Source organism: Serratia grimesii (genome assembly GCF_900186025.1).
In the GTDB taxonomy this organism is placed as follows: Bacteria; Pseudomonadota; Gammaproteobacteria; order Enterobacterales; family Enterobacteriaceae; genus Serratia; species Serratia grimesii.
In genome coordinates this window covers 3354940-3374390 of record NZ_LT883155.1, presented here as the reverse complement: position 1 = coordinate 3374390, position 19451 = coordinate 3354940, and the positions used below count along the sequence as shown (strand labels likewise).

16 protein-coding genes and 1 tRNA gene are annotated in these 19451 nt (G+C 53.3%); 10 read left to right on the top strand and 7 right to left on the bottom strand.

Annotated features, from left to right (window positions below; translation table 11 throughout):
- Positions 1-18 precede the first annotated feature (18 nt).
- Positions 19-1551 carry an MFS transporter gene (locus tag SGBXF1_RS15960; RefSeq protein WP_186427162.1) on the bottom strand — a complete coding sequence of 511 codons (1533 nt, stop codon included), beginning with the start codon at positions 1549-1551 and terminating at the stop codon, positions 19-21.
- 176 nt (positions 1552-1727) lie between these two features.
- Here SGBXF1_RS15960 and SGBXF1_RS15955 point away from each other — a divergent pair, with 176 nt between their 5' ends.
- A complete protein-coding gene (locus SGBXF1_RS15955) occupies positions 1728-2615 on the top strand; it encodes a LysR family transcriptional regulator (protein WP_186428523.1) in 888 nt (295 codons plus the stop codon).
- Between the two features lie 49 nt (positions 2616-2664).
- Here SGBXF1_RS15955 and katG read toward each other — a convergent pair whose 3' ends face one another.
- Positions 2665-4863: a catalase/peroxidase HPI gene (gene katG, locus SGBXF1_RS15950; RefSeq protein ID WP_186427161.1), complete on the bottom strand. Its 2199-nt coding sequence runs from the start codon at positions 4861-4863 to the stop codon at positions 2665-2667.
- Positions 4864-5230: 367 nt separating this feature from the next.
- Here katG and SGBXF1_RS15945 point away from each other — a divergent pair, with 367 nt between their 5' ends.
- Positions 5231-5677 (top strand): universal stress protein, encoded by a 447-nt coding sequence (locus SGBXF1_RS15945; protein ID WP_186427160.1) that lies wholly within the window; start codon positions 5231-5233, stop codon positions 5675-5677.
- Positions 5678-5736: 59 nt separating this feature from the next.
- Here the strand turns inward: SGBXF1_RS15945 and SGBXF1_RS15940 are convergent, their stop codons facing one another.
- Positions 5737-6414: a helix-turn-helix transcriptional regulator gene (locus SGBXF1_RS15940; RefSeq protein WP_061806679.1), complete on the bottom strand. Its 678-nt coding sequence runs from the start codon at positions 6412-6414 to the stop codon at positions 5737-5739.
- An 85-nt stretch (positions 6415-6499) separates the two neighbouring features.
- On the opposite strand from SGBXF1_RS15940, the gene SGBXF1_RS15935 reads away from it, so the two are divergent.
- Complete coding sequence (locus SGBXF1_RS15935) at positions 6500-7096, top strand: hypothetical protein (protein ID WP_186427159.1); 597 nt, start codon at positions 6500-6502, stop codon at positions 7094-7096.
- A 485-nt stretch (positions 7097-7581) separates the two neighbouring features.
- Entirely contained in the window at positions 7582-9084 is a 1503-nt protein-coding gene (locus SGBXF1_RS15930; protein WP_130381365.1) for an HNH endonuclease, read from the top strand.
- Positions 9085-9368: 284 nt separating this feature from the next.
- Here the strand turns inward: SGBXF1_RS15930 and SGBXF1_RS15925 are convergent, their stop codons facing one another.
- The 4 genes from SGBXF1_RS15925 to dpiA all read right to left on the bottom strand — a co-directional run bounded on the left by SGBXF1_RS15925 (position 9369) and on the right by dpiA (position 13903).
- Positions 9369-9584 carry a transposase gene (locus tag SGBXF1_RS15925; RefSeq protein WP_130381363.1) on the bottom strand — a complete coding sequence of 72 codons (216 nt, stop codon included), beginning with the start codon at positions 9582-9584 and terminating at the stop codon, positions 9369-9371.
- 243 nt (positions 9585-9827) lie between these two features.
- Positions 9828-9903, bottom strand: a tRNA-Asn gene (locus tag SGBXF1_RS15920).
- A gap of 113 nt (positions 9904-10016) precedes the next feature.
- Positions 10017-13106, bottom strand: coding sequence for a beta-galactosidase (locus SGBXF1_RS15915; protein WP_186427158.1), 3090 nt, complete (start codon positions 13104-13106; stop codon positions 10017-10019).
- 110 nt (positions 13107-13216) lie between these two features.
- Positions 13217-13903, bottom strand: coding sequence for a two-component response regulator DpiA (dpiA, locus tag SGBXF1_RS15910; protein WP_037417021.1), 687 nt, complete (start codon positions 13901-13903; stop codon positions 13217-13219).
- A 322-nt stretch (positions 13904-14225) separates the two neighbouring features.
- Here dpiA and citC point away from each other — a divergent pair, with 322 nt between their 5' ends.
- The 6 genes from citC to citG are packed head-to-tail and all read left to right on the top strand — an operon-like array spanning position 14226 to position 19428.
- A complete protein-coding gene (gene citC / locus SGBXF1_RS15905; RefSeq protein ID WP_186427157.1) occupies positions 14226-15299 on the top strand; it encodes a [citrate (pro-3S)-lyase] ligase in 1074 nt (357 codons plus the stop codon).
- Positions 15296-15604, top strand: coding sequence for a citrate lyase acyl carrier protein (gene citD, locus SGBXF1_RS15900; protein ID WP_037417027.1), 309 nt, complete (start codon positions 15296-15298; stop codon positions 15602-15604). The genes citC and citD overlap by 4 nt, the downstream gene beginning before the upstream one ends.
- A complete protein-coding gene (citE, locus tag SGBXF1_RS15895) occupies positions 15588-16508 on the top strand; it encodes a citrate (pro-3S)-lyase subunit beta (protein WP_186427156.1) in 921 nt (306 codons plus the stop codon). Before citD ends, citE begins: the two co-directional genes overlap by 17 nt.
- Positions 16508-18013: a citrate lyase subunit alpha gene (gene citF, locus SGBXF1_RS15890; protein WP_037417033.1), complete on the top strand. Its 1506-nt coding sequence runs from the start codon at positions 16508-16510 to the stop codon at positions 18011-18013. The genes citE and citF overlap by 1 nt, the downstream gene beginning before the upstream one ends.
- 4 nt (positions 18014-18017) lie before the next feature.
- Positions 18018-18566 carry a citrate lyase holo-[acyl-carrier protein] synthase gene (gene citX, locus SGBXF1_RS15885; protein WP_186427155.1) on the top strand — a complete coding sequence of 183 codons (549 nt, stop codon included), beginning with the start codon at positions 18018-18020 and terminating at the stop codon, positions 18564-18566.
- Positions 18547-19428: a triphosphoribosyl-dephospho-CoA synthase CitG gene (gene citG, locus SGBXF1_RS15880; protein WP_238321050.1), complete on the top strand. Its 882-nt coding sequence runs from the start codon at positions 18547-18549 to the stop codon at positions 19426-19428. Before citX ends, citG begins: the two co-directional genes overlap by 20 nt.
- The last annotated feature ends 23 nt before the right edge of the window (positions 19429-19451 follow it).

The window sequence follows — 19451 nt, the reverse complement described above, 5'->3', positions numbered from 1 at the left end:
AACAGCCGCGGCGGGCAATCATGTTTGCTCCGCCGCGCTGTTGTGGGCATGTAACCGTCCCAATAGCATAAAGATCAATATCGCCGTTGCGGCAGAGGCGATTGCCAGGATATACAGCAAGTGACGAAATGCCTGATCGTAGATTTGCAGTGTTAATTGACGTTGCCCGGGCAGCAGGGTAGCCGCACTGTTCACGTCGCCGAGCGCTGCGCGGTTGGCTGCTTCTATCATCTGTTGGGTGTTGGTAACGCTGGGGAGGGCATCAAACAAACCGCCCTGAATAAGCATGGCAAGCACTGCGCCGGCAATCGCAATTGCGATACCGTCAGCTGAAACCCGTACTGCGTTGAAAATGCCGGTCGCCATACCGGCCCGTTCTTTTTCCACCACGCTGACGGCCATGGCATCCATCAACCCCCAGGGCAGACCAATACCGGTACCGATCAACAGCATGGGCGCTATCAATCCGTTGCCGTTATTTGCTGCCACATGACCCAGCCAGGCCAGTCCGACAGCGACCAGCAGCAGCCCAATACCGGAAAGCACACCAGAGGTAAAACGGTGTGCCAGGAGTGCGGCAAGGAAGGGCACAAACAGCAACGGAGCCGCTAGCGCAATCATGGTTTTACCGGCTTCAAGGGCGCTCTGCCCATCAATGCCGATAAAGCGACCCGGCAGCATGACGATCAACACCACAAAAAAGAAGGCCGGTGTGGCTGCCAGCACCTGAACCCCAATAAAGCGGGTACTGCGGAATAACGTCAGATCGAGCATCGGTCGCGTGACTCGTTGTTCAATCAGTACAAAAGCGATAAAGACCGCCAGCGACAGCAGCAATGAACCGGCCACCGACAGGCTGGCCCAACCGTTGTCAGGGGCGAGCAGAATGGCATAGGTGAACAATGCCAACGCTGCGGTAAAACTGATGGCACCGGGCCAGTCCAGCCCAGCAGCATCGGGATCGCGGGACTCTGTTGCACTGAGTGCCACTAACACCAATCCCGCCACAGCAATCAGTGCCGTGGCAAAAAACACCCATTGCCAACCTGCTGTCACCACTAACCAGCCTGATGCCAACGGCCCGAAAGCCAAACCAATGCCGAACGTGGTGCCCAACAGGCTGAAGATCCGGGTGCGCACCGCGCCATGAAAGGTCTGCGCCAGTGAAGACATGGCTCCGGCGAAAGCCGCCGCGCCAGCCAGACCTTGCGCCAGCCGCAAAATATCGATGCCCACCACCGAAGGGGCGAAAGGGATCATCATCGTCAGGATGGCAAATGCACCCAGACCGAGTAGCCAGACGCGTTTACGGCCATAAATGTCGGTCAGGCTACCGGCGGCCATCATTGCGCTGCCATAAGTGAGGATATAACCATTAACGACCCAACTCAGTTGTACGGCGCTACCACCCAATGAATGACTGATGGAGGGCAACACCACTGCGGGGCCGGTGAAGCTCAGTGGAATAAGAATACCGGTCAGGCAGGCGGCAAATAATTGCAGCCATGCCCGGATCTCAATGTGGTCTGCGGTCGAAGTTATTTGTGTCATGGCGTTTATCTGCATCGGGTGGAAAAAGCCCGCAAGCGGGTGTTGTGCAGCATTAAGGACCGTGTCATGGCCTGCGACTGCGTAGCCATCAAGGTAATCTCTCCCACATCGAAGAAAAATAGGCTAAATTTCCATAGATATCGGACAAAAATGTCCTGAATAAGGAAACATGCATGATGGACAGTCTTAATGGCATTCTGGCGTTTGTGCAGGTTGCAGAAACGCGCAGTTTCTCCGATGCTGGGCGGCAACTGGGGGTATCGTCATCCGCAGTGGGTAAGAGTGTGGCACGTATGGAGCAACGGCTGGCGGTACGGCTGTTTCACCGCAGTACACGCAGCGTGACGCTGACGGCAGAAGGGGCACTGTTTCTTGAGCGTTGCCGCCGTATTCTGGCGGAGCTAGCCGCAGCTGAACTCGAATTGGCCGACAGCCGTGGCACGCCACGTGGCAAGCTGCGTGTCAGCTTGCCGCTGGTCAGCGGACTGATAATGCCAGTGCTGACCGACTTTATGCATCAGTACCCGGACATTGCGTTGGACGTCGACTTTTCAGATCGCATGGTGGATATCGTCGAGGAAGGGTTTGACGCGGTGGTACGTACTGGTGAGCCGACGGACTCGCGGTTGGTGTCTCGGCGGCTTGGCGGTTTTCAGTTAGTGTTAGTGGCGTCGCCAGAGTATTTAAAACGACGCGGTCGGCCGGAAAAGCCGACGGACTTGCTCAATCATGCCTGTTTACAGCATAAATTCCCCACCACAGGGCGGCTTGAGCCTTGGCCATTAAGGGATCCAGGTTTGTCTGAGCTGCCGGCCACCATGATCTGTAACACCACCGAAGCCTTGCTGCCGGTGGCACAGGCCGGTTTGGGCATCGCTTGCCTGCCGGATTTTATGGTGAAGAGGGCACTGCAACACGGTGAACTGCAAAAGGTATTGGAAGGCTTCGTTGAGCATCAGGGTTCTTTCCGGGTTATCTGGCCCTCCAGCAAATATTTGGCCCCAAAACTGCGTGTGTTTATCGATTTTCTTGGTGAGCGGCTATTCCCGGTTAACGGAGAATAAAAAGCCCGCCTAAGTTTCCTTAAGCGGGCGACGTTACTGCGGTTCTCATTTAGGCGAGGTCGAAACGATCGAGGTTCATCACCTTATTCCAGGCGGCAACAAAGTCCCGCACAAAACTCGCCTGCGCATCGGCACTGCCATAGACTTCCGCCAGTGCCCGCAGTTGAGAGTGTGAACCAAAGATCAGATCAGCACGTGTTGCCGTCCACTTCAGCGCACCCGTTTTGCTGTCGCGGCCTTCAAACACGCCATCATCGCCCACCGGTTTCCAGGTGGTGCCCATATCAAGCAGGTTGACGAAGAAGTCGTTGCTCAGTGCCTGCGGCCGTTGGGTTAATACGCCGTGCTGGCTTTGACCCACGTTGGCGTTTAACACCCGCAACCCGCCGACCAGTACCGTCATTTCCGGTGCCGTCAGCGTCAGCAACTGCGCTTTGTCGACCAGTAGGGCTTCGGCCGGAATGTTGAACTGGCGCTGCAGGTAGTTACGGAAACCATCGGCAACCGGCTCCATCGCTTCAAAGGAGTCGACATCGGTCTGCTCTTGTGTCGCATCCATACGGCCCGGCGTGAAGGGTACGCTGACAGGATGACCCGCGTTGATCGCTGCCTGCTCGACGCCTGCCACACCGGCCAGTACGATCAGATCTGCCAGCGAAACGCGTTTGTTACCCGACTGGGCATTGTTGAACGCCTGCTGGATCCCTTCCAGCGTGGCCAGTGTTTGCGCCAGTTGAGCCGGTTGGTTGATTGCCCAGTCTTTCTGCGGTGCCAGACGAATGCGCGCACCGTTGGCACCGCCACGCTTATCGGAACCGCGGAAAGTAGACGCTGAAGCCCAGGCGGTGGATACCAGTACTGAGATCGGCAAACCGGAAGCCAGAATTTGGGTTTTTAGCGCAGCGATATCCTGATCGTTGATCAACTGATGATCGACTTCTGGGATCGGATCCTGCCAAATCAGCTCTTCTGCCGGTACTTCTGGACCGAGATAACGAGCGCGTGGCCCCATATCGCGGTGGGTCAACTTGTACCAGGCGCGAGCGAAAGCATCAGCAAGCTGGTCAGGATGTTCATAGAAGCGGCGTGAGATCTTTTCGTACTCTGGATCGAAGCGCAGCGACAGGTCGGTTGTCAGCATGGTGGGGCGCTGTTTTTTCGCCGGATCAAATGCATCTGGAATGGTATCTCCGACGTCTTTGGCTACCCATTGATGTGCGCCAGCCGGGCTTTGCGTCAACTCCCACTCGTATTCAAACAGGTGCCTAAAGAAGTCGTGGTTCCACTGGGTGGGGGTGGTCGTCCAGGTCACTTCCAAACCGCTGGTGATCGCGTCTTTCCCCTTACCGGTACCGAAACTACTCTGCCAGCCAAGGCCTTGTAGCTCCAGGCCCGCAGATTCTGGATCGTCACCGACGTGCGACGCTGGACCTGCACCGTGAGTTTTACCGAAGGTGTGACCACCGGCAATCAGCGCCACGGTCTCTTCGTCGTTCATTGCCATGCGGGCGAAGGTTTCGCGAATATCGCGTGCCGCAGCGACCGGGTCAGGGTTACCGTCCGGGCCTTCTGGGTTGACGTAAATCAGCCCCATTTGCACGGCTGCCAGTGGGTTTTCGAGATCACGATCGCCAGAATAACGGCTATTCGCACCGCCGCTCAGTTCCAACCAGATCTTTTCCGATCCCCAGTAAACATCATCCGGTTCCCAGGTGTCGGCGCGACCCCCCGCGTAGCCAAAGGTTTTAAAGCCCATGGATTCGAGCGCCACGTTGCCGGTCAGGATAATCAGATCGGCCCAGGAGATTTTGCGACCGTATTTCTGTTTGATCGGCCACAGTAAGCGACGGGCTTTATCGAGGCTCACGTTGTCAGGCCAACTGTTGAGTGGTGCAAAACGTTGCTGACCTTCACCTGCGCCACCGCGACCATCACCGATACGGTAAGTACCGGCACTGTGCCAAGCCATACGGATGAACAGACCACCATAGTGACCAAAGTCTGCCGGCCACCAATCCTGTGAGTCAGTCATCAGAGCGTGCAGATCTTGTTTAACGGCGGCCAGGTCAAGGCTGTTGAAGGCTTTGGCGTAATCGAAGTCAGGGTCCATCGGGTCGGAAAGGGAGGAGTGTTGGTGCAGCGGCTTCAGGCTAAGTTGGTTTGGCCACCAGTCCTGATTTGAAGGGCCGCGGCGCGGTGTATTTGGCTTACCGCTGCCGGAAAACGGGCATTTACTTTCAGTTGTCATGGTGCGCTCTCTGCTTCTGTAGGTTCGCTCGTCAGGCCCTGTCTGTCCTGTACCTGAGGAGCTGTTAACGTGACATCGCGGGCCAATGCTCGCGTCGGGTGTTGCGCTAATGTCTAACTAATCAACTGATTTAAAGTGATTTTTATACGCCAAGAGAAAATGGAGATCGCGTCGACTCTCAGGATTAAGCTTAGTCAGTAGATGCGGATAGATAAAATAGGAAAGGTTGAATGTTGTAATAGTTGGCAGCTATTGAACGTAGTTATATTAATAGGTTGTTATGGCGTGATCGACAGAACAGAAATAGACAAAAAAGGGTATTAGTCTTAGATGACCCTAAGTTTATCTACTTTTTGAGAGGTGATGTATGCACATTTATAAGCATGCGTTGTTGTTGGTCCAAAATGAGACAGATGGTCAGCTCATGTTGGCGCATGCCGAACGCCTTGCGAAAGAAATGGGCACCTGTATCACGCTGGGGCATATCAGCGAAGACTACAGAGAGTTGGATTACACCAGCGATGCCTTAACCAAGGATCGTCAGTCACATGAAGTGATCGAGGCGAAGGCGATGCTAAGCCGTTTGATTGGATCTGCGCATTTTGACGTCAAAGTAAAATCGATCGTCAGTATCCATAGATTTAAAGACGTTCAAGCAGTGATCGATAAGGAAGAAATAGATCTGGTCATGCTGGGCCATGAAAATCGTTTTATGGGGGTTTACACGTCTTTCTCTTTTGAGTTCATCAACCACTTAACTGTTGATGTGTTGATTGTTCATGTTCCTTCCGTCCCGATAATCTCAGTGCCTTGAGGGAGAGCAGGTGGGCATGTTGGTATTGTCAGTATGTGATAATAAGCGGCAGGTTTTTGCTACAGTGTTTTCAGATAATCTTCAAATAACTTTCCGCTTTCTGGCCGGAAACGTTCTCCAGTGTTTGTCACAGACACAATATTATCAACTCGTAGATTGCGGAAATCTGAGCGTGTTCCGCACCAGATCGTGAGTAACCATACTTCATCGAATAGAGTTAAACCAAGCGGACGGGCTATCCGGTTGCTTTCTCGTCCCTGGAGATCGACATAAGCAATACTCAATAGAGATTTTTTACGAATCGCCTCTCGAAGAAATGTCAGATGCTTATTGGCATTCACTTTTTCTTTGGTGTGTCGTGATACCGCCCTGAGAGGCAATCGTTTATAAGCATCGGTATGTTTAACATCTATCACGGCACCAATTTTAGCTGAGACACGGCCAGCTGCGGCCGAAAGAGAATCATCACCCCGTGCGGCCATCATTCGCATGCCGAGCATAATCACCTCCAGCTCGTCATGATCGAAATTGAGCGGCGGTAGAAAGTGTCCCTTTTCGAGCAAGTAGCCTAAACCTGACTCACCGCGGATAGGTGCGCCCATTGCCTGCAGGGTCACCATGTCTCTGTAGATTGTTCTGACAGACACATTCAGAGTGTGTGCCAACACTTCAGCTGAGACCGGATGTATGCGACTGCGAAGATGATCTAATAAAGTGAATAACCGTATGGTTTTCATTGAATGTGATGAACTACCCTGACAAAACCTGTCAGGGGAGTGTAATACGATTCAGGCTTCATTTCATGACGATAATGGAGTTCAGATGACCCCTCTATGCTACGAAATAGTGACTTACCAGGTGAAAGACCCGCAAGTGGCAGACGCCGCCAGAGAGATTGCACAACGTGAACTGAAACGGTTTCCCGGTTACATCGACTGGATCGCCTTCTCAGGTATGGATGTCCTTTGCGAACGTGTTGATCTGGTCGTGTGGAGAAGCCATGAGGAAGCACAGGTTGCGGCAAAAGCGGTTGCGAGTTTGCCAGAGTTCTTGAGTTTTAGATCTTCCGTAAGCCACTTGGACAGTATGGGGCACTATGTGGCACCGCGTGTTCAAACCTCGGTGGTCAGAAAAGGATACGGCATTGAAATAGGACGATTTCGTCTAAAACCGGGTGTTAACGAAAGCACGATGCATGCGGCCTATAACGCCATGATAGAACGTCATCTCGCGCATCAAACTGGCTGGAAAAACCAATATTTGGTCTGTTTGGGTAATGGCGTCTTTATTGATATGGCTTTTGCGGATGATCAACTCTGTGCTGAGGCAATTTGCGCATCCTGGCAGGGAGAAACGGTATGCGGAGTCTTTTTGGCGATGATTGACCCCATGAGTATGGAGTTTGGTTCGCTTTGCTAACCGCAACGTAAGGATTGCCGTTATGTGATTACAGGATAAAAAGCAAAAAGCCCGCCTAAGTTTCCTTAAGCGAGTTTTTCTAAATATGGCTCCTCTGACTGGTATCGACTTTGCCATAAATGGCTGAATAAAAATAAAAATCTGAATTCGAGTCTTGTCAAGACCACCAGAATGAGCCCCAATAGTTGCTTGTTACTTAAAGCGGGTTTAAACACTTCGCTTCATGTATTGATCGTTCTACGATGTTATCTGCAAAGGAAGGGTAGCCAGAACAAGCATCAAAAAGTCGGCTCAAAGCGAGATTGTGTCCAAAGAGCTCTAGCAGTCTGCTCTGTGCCAGAGGCGGGCGTTGCTAACATCGAGATGTACTAATCTGCGGGGAGCAGGTCAACGAAGAGCGGATCAACTTTATTGATTATCACTCCATAATCTTAGTAATGTCTCTATCTGTAACGTTAAGGAAATTCGCATAAAAAGAGCTGGATATGACTAAGAAAAAAATTTGCACAGAATTTGAAGCAGCATGCATCACTGGGATGTCCCCAACATTGTTACGGTGGCTAACATCTTATGCGCCAAAATATAAGGAGAGTCGAAAACTAAAAGTTGCGAAGAAGCGTGATGACATTTACTACTTTGAGCTGGACGAACTCCATGCTTTTAACGCGTGGCTGAAATCTCCATGGCCGTTTAAATCTGGAACACGCCCGAGTATACCGCAGGAAATACGCCGTGAAATAAAGGATGAAGCAAATGGCGAGTGTGCCATTTGCCATGGACATAAAGATACTTGCGAAGCGGCTCACCTTGATCCTGTATCTCAATCTCACAACAACCACCCGGAAAATCTTCTTTGGCTGTGTAGTAATCACCATACGACTTATGATGCAGGACTTTTTGGACCGAATGATGAAAATAAGGAATTTGTAAGTAACTTTAAGCAGGTCCTGCATCGATACAAAATCTTTCTGTGGCGCACACAACATGAAATCAGTCAAAAGCTCTTAACGGTCTTAGGGGATTGTGAGGGATTGGCTAAGCAACTTAAGCTGGCCAAGACTCAATCTCAGATCAAGGCTGTTGAAACGATTGCTAAAGCAACGTTGGATAAACTGCCAAAATTAGCTCCTGTGTCTAAAAGTGATCCTAAATATCAGGAGGTTAAAATCATTACAGAAGGCATTTCTTCACTTGCAAGAGATAATGAGAACAGTGTTGCGAAACGATTAGATAAAGCACATGCGATAAGGAACCAGTACATTGCTGCTTACGGCTTTGTGGCTTGCCCCTTGTGTACCGGTGAAGGTCGGCATAATGGCTCGAATTGCCCTGTGTGCGATGGAGACAGACAGGTTGAAAAAGATATCGCCAGCCGGATAGATATAAGCAGATACAATTTAATTGACTGTCCTCTCTGTGAAGGCGAAGGGCGATACTGCAGTGATTATTGCCCTGCATGTGGTGGAAATGCGCAGCTTGAAAAACGTTATGCTGAAACCATCGACGTTAAAGATTATGAGAATGTTGATTGCCCGCTTTGTGAAGGAGCTGCGAATTACAAAGGTAATGATTGCCCCGCATGTCATGGCAATCGTGAGATGAACAGGAGACATGCAGTAGAGATTGATCTCAGAGAATATGAAGAGGTTGATTGCCCGCTGTGTGACGGTTCAGGACGATTCGAGGGCAATGATTGTCCTGAATGTGGCGGAGATCAAAAGCTAGAACGTAGGCTCGCGGCTCAGATCGATACTGGCTCCTATGATGAAGTTGAGTGCCCCATTTGTAAAGGAAGCGGAGCAAGAAACGGATATGACTGCTCAGTATGCATTGGTGAGAGAAGCATAAGAAAACGCGATTTACCTAAGATAGATGAGCGAGACTATGAGCTTGTTAAATGCCCTATCTGCAAAGGAAAACGACATTACCAAGGTGACGATTGCAGGAAGTGCGATGGTGAGGGTGAAATAGAACGCCGTTTTACCTAATTCCCTTAAGCTTAAGTTCTCAAATCACAACCCGATGATTTTGAGTGAAAGTGCCTGATCCATTTTGAAGCTGTCCAAGCTGGAGCAGTTAGGAAAAAAAGCCGCTAAGCGGCTTATATCAATTTGAGGATCGACATTTGCGACACCAGCTTTGATTCGTGGCGCCGCTGGGAATGGTCCTGAAACCAAATAATGTAGCAAGCTGCGCTGCAGTGTGTGCAGTCACAGACCTGCAGTTAGGGCATGTATGAGGCAAACTGACTGTTCCAACCATGATTATCTCCTTATGCGTCGCCGCGCTCTTTGAGGATTTTCACAGCAATACTCTTCTCTATGCTGCTAGCTGAGCCAAACAATCCTTCTGACTTAATCAGGCGCTTGAGATCGGCACTGTTTTTACTTTCAAGACGCATCTTAGTTGCCTGCATTTCATTGACCTGCTTTTCGAGTGCATTTGCAGCACCCTTGGCTATCTGTCCTGCCGTTTTCCAGAAACCCATACCCTATCTCCATTGTAGGTAGTACATCGCTGCATTTATCGGCATTACTGAAAAAAACTTTATATTTGTTACAGGACGAACTGTAAGTATCCCTGCAAAACGGTCCATTATCTTTTAAAGACCTTCTGACATACTGATTATGTGCGTGTGAGGCTAACATCCGCTTCTCGCTCATAACCGTCGGTCAAAAACTCCAAAAGCAAAAAGCCCGCTTAAGTTTCCTTAAGCGGGCTTTTCTAAATATGGCTCCTCTGACTGGACTCGAACCAGTGACATACGGATTAACAGTCCGCCGTTCTACCGACTGAACTACAGAGGAATCGTTTGAACGGCCGGAATCATAACGGGGTGTTGGCGGCATGTCAAAGGCGGATTACGCATTCTGTGACTGTTTGCTTACAGAATGCGCAACCCGTTGAGGTTTTGGCAGATTTAGCCCAGCTCTGCGCGTTTTAAACGCAGTTGATAATGGTAATGGCTGCGACTAAGCAGGTAATCCGCATTGACGCTCGGGCTCCAGGAATCGTCACCGCCAACCCCCATATGGAAACCGTCCAGATTAAGCCAGGTACCGGCTTCCGGTTGCAGCAGGTGCTGGTGGCTACAGTCCATCAATTGGCGCAGGCCGTAGCGGCTGAGTGAGAAGTGGAACAACCCGTCAATGTGCCAGTCACCGTACTGTAGGCTGCGGGTGTCACAGCGCAGGCCATTCTCACCGGGGAAGATATACGGCGTGTGCAACTCCTCCAGCGGCAGTTGCCAACGGCCGAATTGCGCAGCGAGGCGGCGATCCGGGTAGTTCTCATGCGGGCCGAGGCCCAACCATTGTACCTGCGGATGGATTTCTGCCAGTTGGCAGCTCAGGCCAATACGTGCTGGTGGTGGCAGGCCAGCGGCGATCTCTACGTCGACACTGACGCTGACCGTGCCCTGGTTGTCGAACAGCCATTGTTTGCGGCTGCGAAACAGCGTTAGTCCATCAACCCCGAACCGATGTTCGCTCACCACCCGTACGCCGTCGCTTAGCGGATCAGCCTGCAACAGCGTGCAGTGTTCTTCCAACCGATACATGCCCGCTAGCTTCCAGCGTTCGACCCAGGCGTTGGGATCGATACGTTCGACTTCGCTGACACCGATGTCGTTATCCAGTGGGGCGCGGACAAAGTTATCGTGCAGCGGGGTCAACAATTGTGGGCGATCGTGTTGCCACCACTGGGTTAAACAGCCATTGTCGCGTGTAAACTGCCAGCGTTGGCTGCCGTGGCTGATCACAATCGTCTGGTCATTTTGGCTGAGTTGTGGCGCTACGCCGTTCGGTGTGGGCGGCGGCAGATGCAATGAACGTGGTACTAACCATTGGTCCCAGGCACAGCGATGGTTCGCCTCGGACCAGTCTGTGGCTTGGGGTTGCACCACTTCTACATTCAGCCACAGTTCGCCGGGTTGGTGGAGCATCGGCAAACGGTCGATCAGATGAATACGGGCGCTGCCTTGTGGGGGTAAGGAGAGATCAACGCTGCCGCTGGCGCGCTCTGTGCCATCCAATTCCAGCCGCCAATTCAGCCGCTCGTTATCGGTATGGCGGAACAGATACTCGCTGCTGACGGTTAGCGTCAGCGTATCGGCGTCGAAGGTAAACTGGAAAAATTGCTGTGCACGTTGCGCTTCAAACAACGCGGGGTGTGGCGTGCGATCGGGGAATACCAACCCGTTAAGACAAAACTGGCGATCGTTAGGTGTGTCGCCAAAGTCACCGCCGTAAGCCCAGTATTCCTCACCGTTTTCGCCGCGGCGGGTGAGCGCCTGGTCGACCCAGTCCCAAACGAAGCCCCCTTGCAAGCGCGGATACTGGCGGAAAGCCTGCCAGTAACGGTCAAAGCCGCCAAAGCTGTTACCCATCGCATGAGCGTATTCACACAGGATTAGCGGTCGCGACTCATCTGGCAGGCCGATCCACTTTTTGATCGACCATTTGGGTACGGCGGGGAACGGCTGATCCTGATCGACCCGTGCATACATTGGACAGAGAATATCTGTCGCGGGGCTGTTGGCTCCGCCACCTTCGTACTGAACCGGGCGGGTAGGATCCTGGCTTTTCACCCAGCGGTAAAGGGCGTCATGGTTGCTGCCGTGGCCAGACTCGTTGCCCAGAGACCAGATAATGATGCAAGGGTGGTTGCGATCCCGCTGCACCATGCGCGTCACGCGTTCGCTCATTGCCGGCAACCATAGCGGATCGTCAGACAACCGGTTCATTGGCTGCATGCCGTGGGTTTCAATATTGGCTTCGTCAACCACATACAGGCCATAACGATCGCACAGCCGATACCATAACGGGTGGTTCGGATAGTGTGAACAACGCACCGCATTGAAGTTGTGTTGCTTCATCAGCAGGATGTCATGGCGCATTAACGCCTCATCCATCACTTGGCCGTGCTCTGGGTGATGCTCGTGGCGGTTGGTACCACGAATCAGCAACGGCTGGCCATTCAGCTTCAACAGGCCATTGCTGATTTCTACCTGGCGGAAGCCAATATCATAAGCTTCCACCTCAATGATTTCTCCCTCTGCTGACAGCAGAGCAAGCGTTGCACGGTACAACGTGGGGGTTTCCGTGCTCCACAACGCCGGCTGCTCTACCGGCAAGCGCAGGGTAGTGCGGTCCTCATAGGCACCGCGTTCGTCACCAATCTCGCTGCCGATCGCCTGGGTTTTCTCCCCCACGAGCAGGCCATCGCGCCACAGCTGTAACTGCACCCGGTGCTGCGTTGGCCGGTTGACGTGGACTTCTGCCACCAGTTCGCCGCGGCGGAAACTGTCGTAAAGTGGGGTGGTAATACGAATATCGCTCAGATGTGTGGCTGGTTTATGCAGTAGGGTGACGTCGCGAAAAATTCCGCTCATACGCCACATATCCTGATCCTCCAGGTAACTGCCATCGCACCAGCGCAGCACCATCACCGCCAGCCGGTTTTCACCTGCCAACAGCCAGGGGCTGAGATCAAATTCAGCGGGCAGGCGACTGTCTTGTGAATAACCAACCCAATGACCGTTGCACCACAGATAAAACGCCGAGTTGACGCCGTCAAAGACGATGCGTGTCTGCCCCTCAGCCAACCACGCAGGATCAACCGTAAAATGCCGGGAATAGCAGCCTGTCGGATTCTGTTCCGGTACCCGTGGCGGATTCACCGGAATGGGATAACGGACGTTGGTGTAGATCGGCGCATCATAACCGGCAAGCTGCCAGTTGGACGGCACGTTAAGCCGATCAGCGTCGCGCAGATCCTGCTGCAACCAACTGTCCGGCACCGCCTCTGGACGATCAAAATAGCTGAAGCACCAGTCACCATTAAGTGTTTGTCGGCTTTTGCTGGCGACATCGTCACGTGCAGCGTTCAGTTCGCGCCAGCTGGAAAACGGTGGATGTGCCGCTAACCGCTGGTAATGGGTACAGGCCGGGTTTTGCCAGTCCTGGCGAGCGAGAATGTCTTTCAGGGAAGGATGGGGCAGGCTACTCATCGGCGATCGTCCTGTCGGCAGATTATTAAATCATGCCGAATAAGATGCTGACGAGTACAAGAAAAGTAAAGCGGTTACATACAACCTTGCAGGGCCGATCAAATAACCGTTTATTCAGGGGGAAGAGAACGATAGATCCGCTGTGGACGGCCCACCTTGCCGTAAATGATTTCGGCACGCAGTTGTTGTGCGGCGGTGCAAAATTCCAGATAGCGACGTGCAGTTGTACGGCTTAATCCCATTTTTTGCGCAACGCTTTCAGCCGTGTGACTTTCCGTCGGGGGATCAAACAAGGCGCGGATTTTAACCAGCGTCAATTCATCTATACCTGCCGGCAATGCTGCCTGCTGCTCACCTCGTGCATAGGTGTTGAACATCTGGTCGATACGACGTTGGTTAAGGCGCGCTTTGTCCTTCAGCGCCTGGCGCCGCTGGCTGAAGCGCAATAAGGTGTGGGTCAGACGATCATAGGCCAGCGGTTTGATCAGGTAATCAAACACCCCATAACGCAGCGCTTCGGCGACGGTATCCATATCACTGGCGGCAGTGATAAACACGATACCGCCGGTATACCCCTTTAACGTCAGTTCACGCAGCAGCTCAATACCCTGACCATCGGGCAGGAAGTTATCCAGCAGGATCAGATCCGGTTTGAAGCGGTCGGCCATCATGCGCGCCTGCGCCAAGGTGCCGGCCAGCCAGATTTGCCGACACCCCCCGTTCTGCCGAATAAATTCAGCATGCATCTCTGCCAGCGGCGTTTCATCTTCGACGATCAGTATGTTCAACCATTCCATAGTAAAACCTACGATTGAAATAAATATGCTAAGTAAATGTAAGTGAATTGCATCATCAAATAAAGATTATCTCAATAATAAACACCATAAAAATAATTAAGTAAATAAAGAACATTAAATAACTTATTAACCGGAAGGGGTTTGTGAAATAGGTCAATAATTCGATGTTTTTTTCTGCTTACCATTGTTTTATTACGTCAGTAGTAAGGTTTTAACGGTTTTATCTTTATGGTTTTTAAGGTTTTAATTATCCGAAAGATGTTAATTGATGTTCTTATTTGTTTTTAATTTGTTGTTTAATGGTTAATCCAGAGAGCGTGTTATGTTGGGCGATGCCGTATTTAACCGAGTGAAAAGGTCAGATCATAAAAATATTGCACAGATTAATACCTTCCTGCGCAGTAACGATCTGAATATTGATACTACGGTTGAAATATTTATTACCGTTACACAAAACGATAAGTTGGTCGCTTGCGGTGGCATTGCAGACAATATTATCAAATGCGTTGCCATCAGCCCACAAATGCGCGGTGAAGGGCTGGCGTTATCGCTGGCAACCGAACTGGTGAATCTGGCGTATGAACGCCATCACACCCAACTATTTATTTATACCAAAATTCAAAATGAACCGCTGTTCCGTCAGTGTGGCTTCTACCCAATCGCCCGTGTGCCGGGCATCGTGGTGCTGATGGAAAACAGCCCATGCCGTTTGAAGCGTTATGCTGCGCAGTTGGCGGGACTGCGTCGGCCGGGCAACACCATTGGCAGCATCGTAATGAACGCCAACCCTTTCACGCGAGGGCACCAATACTTGGTGCGCAAGGCAGCAGAGAAGTGCGACTGGCTGCACCTGTTTTTAGTGAAGGAAGACACCTCACGTTTCAGCTACGAAGACCGACGGCGCTTGGTGCTGGCGGGCACGACGGATATTCCCAATCTGACCGTGCATGAAGGATCCCAGTACGTCATTTCACGCGCCACATTCCCGTGTTACTTCATTAAAGACCAGGGCATTGCCGACGATTGCTACACCGAAATCGATCTGAAGATCTTTCGTCAGTATCTGGCACCCGCTCTGGGTATCACCCACCGTTTTGTCGGCAACGAACCGTTCTGCGCAGTCACTGCGAAGTACAACCGTGACATGCGCTACTGGCTGGAAACCCCAGCCTTGTCCAGCCCGCCTATCGCGCTGGTAGAAATTGAGCGTTTGCAATATCAGGGTGTGGCGATCTCCGCCTCTTGGGTTCGCAAACTGCTGGCTGCTGGCGACTTTCACGCTGCTGCGCCACTGGTTCCGCCAGAAACCCTCTACTACCTACAAGATTTGCAAACGCAGCGCCGGGCCAAACCGGCGGCAAAATCCTTTGAATCCGCACAATCAGGTGAAAGATGAAAATTATCCGAGAAGCAATGGCCGGCACGCTGGAATCCAGTGATGTCATGGTACGCATCGCGCCCGCAGAGGGGCCGGAACACGATCTGCTGATCGCCAGCAGCGTGGAAAAACAGTTCGGTGAAGCCATTCGCCAGACGCTGCTACAGGTATTGCAACACTATCAGGTGGAGCCGGTACAAGTGATGGTGGATGACAAAGGTGCACTTGACTGTGTGCTACGAGCCCGGCTGGAAACGGCGCTGATGCGTGCCAGTGACAATGGTCAACTGCCATGGGGGGCGCGTAATGAAAAAGCTGAATAAACACCGCCTGCGCCGCAGCATGTTGTTCGTGCCGGGCGCCAATGCGGCGATGGTGAGTAACGCCTTTATTTATCAGGCCGATGCGTTGATGTTCGATTTGGAAGACTCGGTGATTCTGCGTGAAAAGGACGCGGCACGGCGGCTGGTGTACCACGCGCTGCAACATCCGCTGTATCAGGAGGTGGAAACCATTGTGCGCGTTAACGCACTGGATTCTGCCTATGGGCTGGCAGATTTACAGGCGGTGGTACGCGGCGGGGCGGACATTGTTCGCCTGCCGAAAACCGACAGTGCGCAGGACGTGGTGGACATGGATCGTGAGATTGCTGCTATCGAAGCCGACTGCGGGCGTCCGGTCGGCAGCACCGGTCTGCTGGCAGCGATTGAGTCGGCGGCGGGGATCACTCAGGCGGTGGCGATTGCTCACGCTTCCCCACGCCTGATTGGTATTGCGCTGGGGGCGGAAGACTACGTGCGCAATCTGCGTACTGAACGCTCACCGGAAGGCATTGAACTGCTGTTTGCACGTTGCTCGTTACTACAGGCGGCACGGGCAGCGGGTATTCAGGCTTTCGACACCGTGTATTCCGACGCTAATAACGAAGCGGGTTTCCTGCAGGAAGCGGCGTTAATCAAACAGCTTGGTTTCGACGGCAAATCCCTGATTAACCCCCGGCAGATTGAATTGCTGCACAACCTGTATGCGCCAACCGCCAAAGAAGTGGCTCACGCCCAGCGGGTGGTCGATGCCGCCGCAGCGGCGGAACAAGAAGGGCGCGGGGTCGTGTCGCTCAACGGCAAGATGGTCGACAGCCCGGTGATTGAACGCGCGCGGCTGGTATTGCAACGCGCAGCGCTCTCCGGCATCCGCGAAGCATTGGTTCAGCACGGAGAGGAAGCATAATGAAACGTCAACAACGACTGATGACTCTGAAAAATTTGGCGGATTTACGCTGCTATCAGGATGCCTCCAAGGCCAATCAACAGGCGCGCAAACCACGTGATATCAAACGCTGTGACACGCTGGAACAGGCGGTGCGACGCAGCGGTTTGCAGGACGGCATGACCATTTCTTTCCACCATGCGTTTCGCGGCGGCGATCTGGCATTGAATCAGGTGATGGAAACACTGGCAGCGATGGGGTTCCGTAACCTGACACTGGCTTCCAGTTCACTGAGCGAATGCCATGCACCGCTGGTCGGTCATATCCGTAATGGAGTGGTGAGCCGTATTTATACTTCCGGCCTGCGCGGCCCATTGGCGGATGCCATCTCCCGTGGCCTGCTGGCCGAACCGGTGCAGATCCACTCCCACGGTGGCCGGGTAAACCTGATCGAATCCGGCGAGTTGAGCATTGACGTCGCTTTCCTGGGAGTACCGGCCTGCGATGAGTTCGGCAATGCCAACGGCTACAGCGGGGAAGCCTGCTGTGGCTCGCTGGGCTACGCCAAAGTAGATGCCGATGCTGCGGGTACCGTGGTGCTACTCACTGAGAAGATCGTACCGTATCCACATCATCCGGCCAGCCTGGCGCAGGATCGGGTTGATCTGATCGTTCAACTGAAACAGGTCGGTGACGCTGACAAGATCGGTGCCGATGCCACCCGTATGACATCCAACCCGCGTGAATTGCTGATCGCCCGCCGGGCCGCCGAAGTGATCGCCGGCTCCGGTTACTTTACCGAAGGTTTTTCGCTGCAAACCGGTACCGGTGGTGCTTCGTTGGCGGTGACGCGTTTTCTGGAAGACAAAATGCGTGCACGTGACGTGCGGGCGGGTTTTGCGCTTGGCGGTATCACTTCGACCATGGTGGATCTGCATGAAAAAGGGCTGATCGCCAAATTGCTGGACGTGCAGAGCTTTGATCGCGCAGCGGCGATGTCGTTGGCGCGTAACCCAAATCATATCGAGATCAGCGCCAACCAATACGCCAATTTCAGCTCGAAGGGAGCCTCGGTCGATCGGTTGGATGTGGTGGTACTGAGCGCGCTGGAAATTGACACCGGCTTTAACGTTAACGTGCTGACGGGCTCCGATGGTGTATTGCGCGGGGCTTCTGGTGGCCACTGTGATACCGCAGCAGCTGCACGGTTGGCCATTATCGTGGCACCCCTGGTGCGTGGCCGCATCCCGACATTGGTAGAGCAAGTGACCACCTGTGTGACGCCGGGTTCCAGTATCGACATTTTGGTTACCGATCATGGTATTGCCGTTAACCCGGCCCGTCCGGAACTGGCGCAGCGGTTGCAAGAGGCCGGTTTGCCGGTAGTCGGCATCGAGTGGTTGCGTCAGCGTGCGCTGCTGCTGACCGGGGAGCCGGAACCGATCGCCTTTACCGACAAAGTGGTGGCGGTCGTGCGCTACCGCGATGGTTCAGTGATAGACGTGGTGCATCAGGTGGTGGAGTAAGCCTATGCCTTGTGTCCTGCCAGAACTCGCCGCCAACCGTGCAGTAAGCCTGCCTGAACTGCTTACCAGCCGTGAATGCCGCCAGGCACGCCAATTGGCGTGGTTGTCGCAACATCAATCTACTCTGCTGGTACTGACGCTGGTGGTACCTGGTGCGATAAAAGACAGCGGTCTGACGCGCAATATTTTCAACCTGGGTTGGCAGGCGTTGCAGCAAATGGGGGGCGAGCAGGGTTGGCAGTGTCTACAGTCGGAAACGCTGGCGCTGTCTACCGGCTGCGAAGGCTTTATGGCGCTGCAGGCGGATGCTCAACGGGTAAAAGACTGCGCCATTCAATTAGAGGTGCAGCGGCCGATTGGCCGCTTGTGGGATATCGACGTGCTGGACGCACAGGGGCGCATTTTGTCGCGTCGTGATCTGGGGCTGTCGGAACGTCGTTGCCTGTTGTGTAACCAACCGGCCAAACTCTGCGCCCGCCAGCGGCAGCACAGCAGTGAAGAGTTACTGCAAGAAATGGAAAGGATGCTCAATGATGCGCTCGCTACCCGTTGATCCTGCCAGCTGCACGCCTCAGCCGGAGGTTAACGGCCTTGCCCACACCGCCTACCGTGCACTGCTGGTGGAAGTGAATCTGACACCCAAACCGGGGCTGGTGGATCGCCATAACAACGGTGCCCACCGGGATATGAATATTGGCCATTTTTACCGCAGCGCCCGCGCCATCGGTATCTGGCTACCGCGTTTTATCCGTCAGGGCCGTGATGATGCATGTCGCCCGGTTGCCGAGCAGCTCCTACGGTTGCGCCCACTCGGCCTGGCCTGTGAAAACCACATGTTCCAGGCCACAGGCGGCGTTAATACCCATAAAGGCAGCGTATTTTCGCTTGGCTTGCTGTGTACCGCTTTCGGTCGTCTGTCCCAGCAGCAACACGTCATCGATGCCACGTCGTTGTGTGCCGAAGTGGCGGCGATGTGCCGCGGGCTGGTGACACGTGAGCTGCAACAGCACAACGCGTTACAAACCGCAGGGCAACGGTTGTACGCCAGGCATGGCCTGAGCGGCGCTCGCGGCGAAGCGGAGTCTGGCTTTGAACGGGTGATTAACGGTGCGTTGCCGCTGTATCGACAACGGCTGAATGCCGGGTGCGACGAGCAGACAGCGCTGATGGACAGCCTGCTGTGGTTAATGGCCAACAACGATGACACCAATGTGGCTTCGCGCGGCGGCATTGATGGTTTGCGCTGGTTACAACAGCGTGCCGCTGAGCTGCTGGCACAGGGGGGCGCGCAGGGTGAGCCGGGTATTACTCGCCTGCGGCAGTTCGACGCCGAATGCATCACGCGCAATCTCAGCCCCGGCGGCAGCGCTGACCTGTTGATTGTCACCTGGCTGTTGGCCCAGTTACCGAACTAAAAACAATAACTCGTCTTCAGGAG

Bases quoted from the DNA above. Each gene is read 5' to 3' on its own strand.
- katG (WP_186427161.1), bottom strand. From the start codon at position 4,863: ATGACAACTGAAAGTAAATGCCCGTTTTCCGGCAGCGGTAAGCCAAAT.
- SGBXF1_RS15940 (WP_061806679.1), bottom strand. From the start codon at position 6,414: ATGAAAACCATACGGTTATTCACTTTATTAGATCATCTTCGCAGTCGC.
- citD (WP_037417027.1), top strand. From the start codon at position 15,296: ATGAAAATTATCCGAGAAGCAATGGCCGGCACGCTGGAATCCAGTGAT.
- citX (WP_186427155.1), top strand. From the start codon at position 18,018: ATGCCTTGTGTCCTGCCAGAACTCGCCGCCAACCGTGCAGTAAGCCTG.
- SGBXF1_RS15945 (WP_186427160.1), top strand. From the start codon at position 5,231: ATGCACATTTATAAGCATGCGTTGTTGTTGGTCCAAAATGAGACAGAT.
- SGBXF1_RS15935 (WP_186427159.1), top strand. From the start codon at position 6,500: ATGACCCCTCTATGCTACGAAATAGTGACTTACCAGGTGAAAGACCCG.
- SGBXF1_RS15925 (WP_130381363.1), bottom strand. From the start codon at position 9,584: ATGGGTTTCTGGAAAACGGCAGGACAGATAGCCAAGGGTGCTGCAAAT.
- citC (WP_186427157.1), top strand. From the start codon at position 14,226: ATGTTGGGCGATGCCGTATTTAACCGAGTGAAAAGGTCAGATCATAAA.
- citE (WP_186427156.1), top strand. From the start codon at position 15,588: ATGAAAAAGCTGAATAAACACCGCCTGCGCCGCAGCATGTTGTTCGTG.
- SGBXF1_RS15915 (WP_186427158.1), bottom strand. From the start codon at position 13,106: ATGAGTAGCCTGCCCCATCCTTCCCTGAAAGACATTCTCGCTCGCCAG.
- SGBXF1_RS15955 (WP_186428523.1), top strand. From the start codon at position 1,728: ATGGACAGTCTTAATGGCATTCTGGCGTTTGTGCAGGTTGCAGAAACG.
- SGBXF1_RS15960 (WP_186427162.1), bottom strand. From the start codon at position 1,551: ATGACACAAATAACTTCGACCGCAGACCACATTGAGATCCGGGCATGG.
- citG (WP_238321050.1), top strand. From the start codon at position 18,547: ATGCGCTCGCTACCCGTTGATCCTGCCAGCTGCACGCCTCAGCCGGAG.
- SGBXF1_RS15930 (WP_130381365.1), top strand. From the start codon at position 7,582: ATGACTAAGAAAAAAATTTGCACAGAATTTGAAGCAGCATGCATCACT.
- dpiA (WP_037417021.1), bottom strand. From the start codon at position 13,903: ATGGAATGGTTGAACATACTGATCGTCGAAGATGAAACGCCGCTGGCA.
- citF (WP_037417033.1), top strand. From the start codon at position 16,508: ATGAAACGTCAACAACGACTGATGACTCTGAAAAATTTGGCGGATTTA.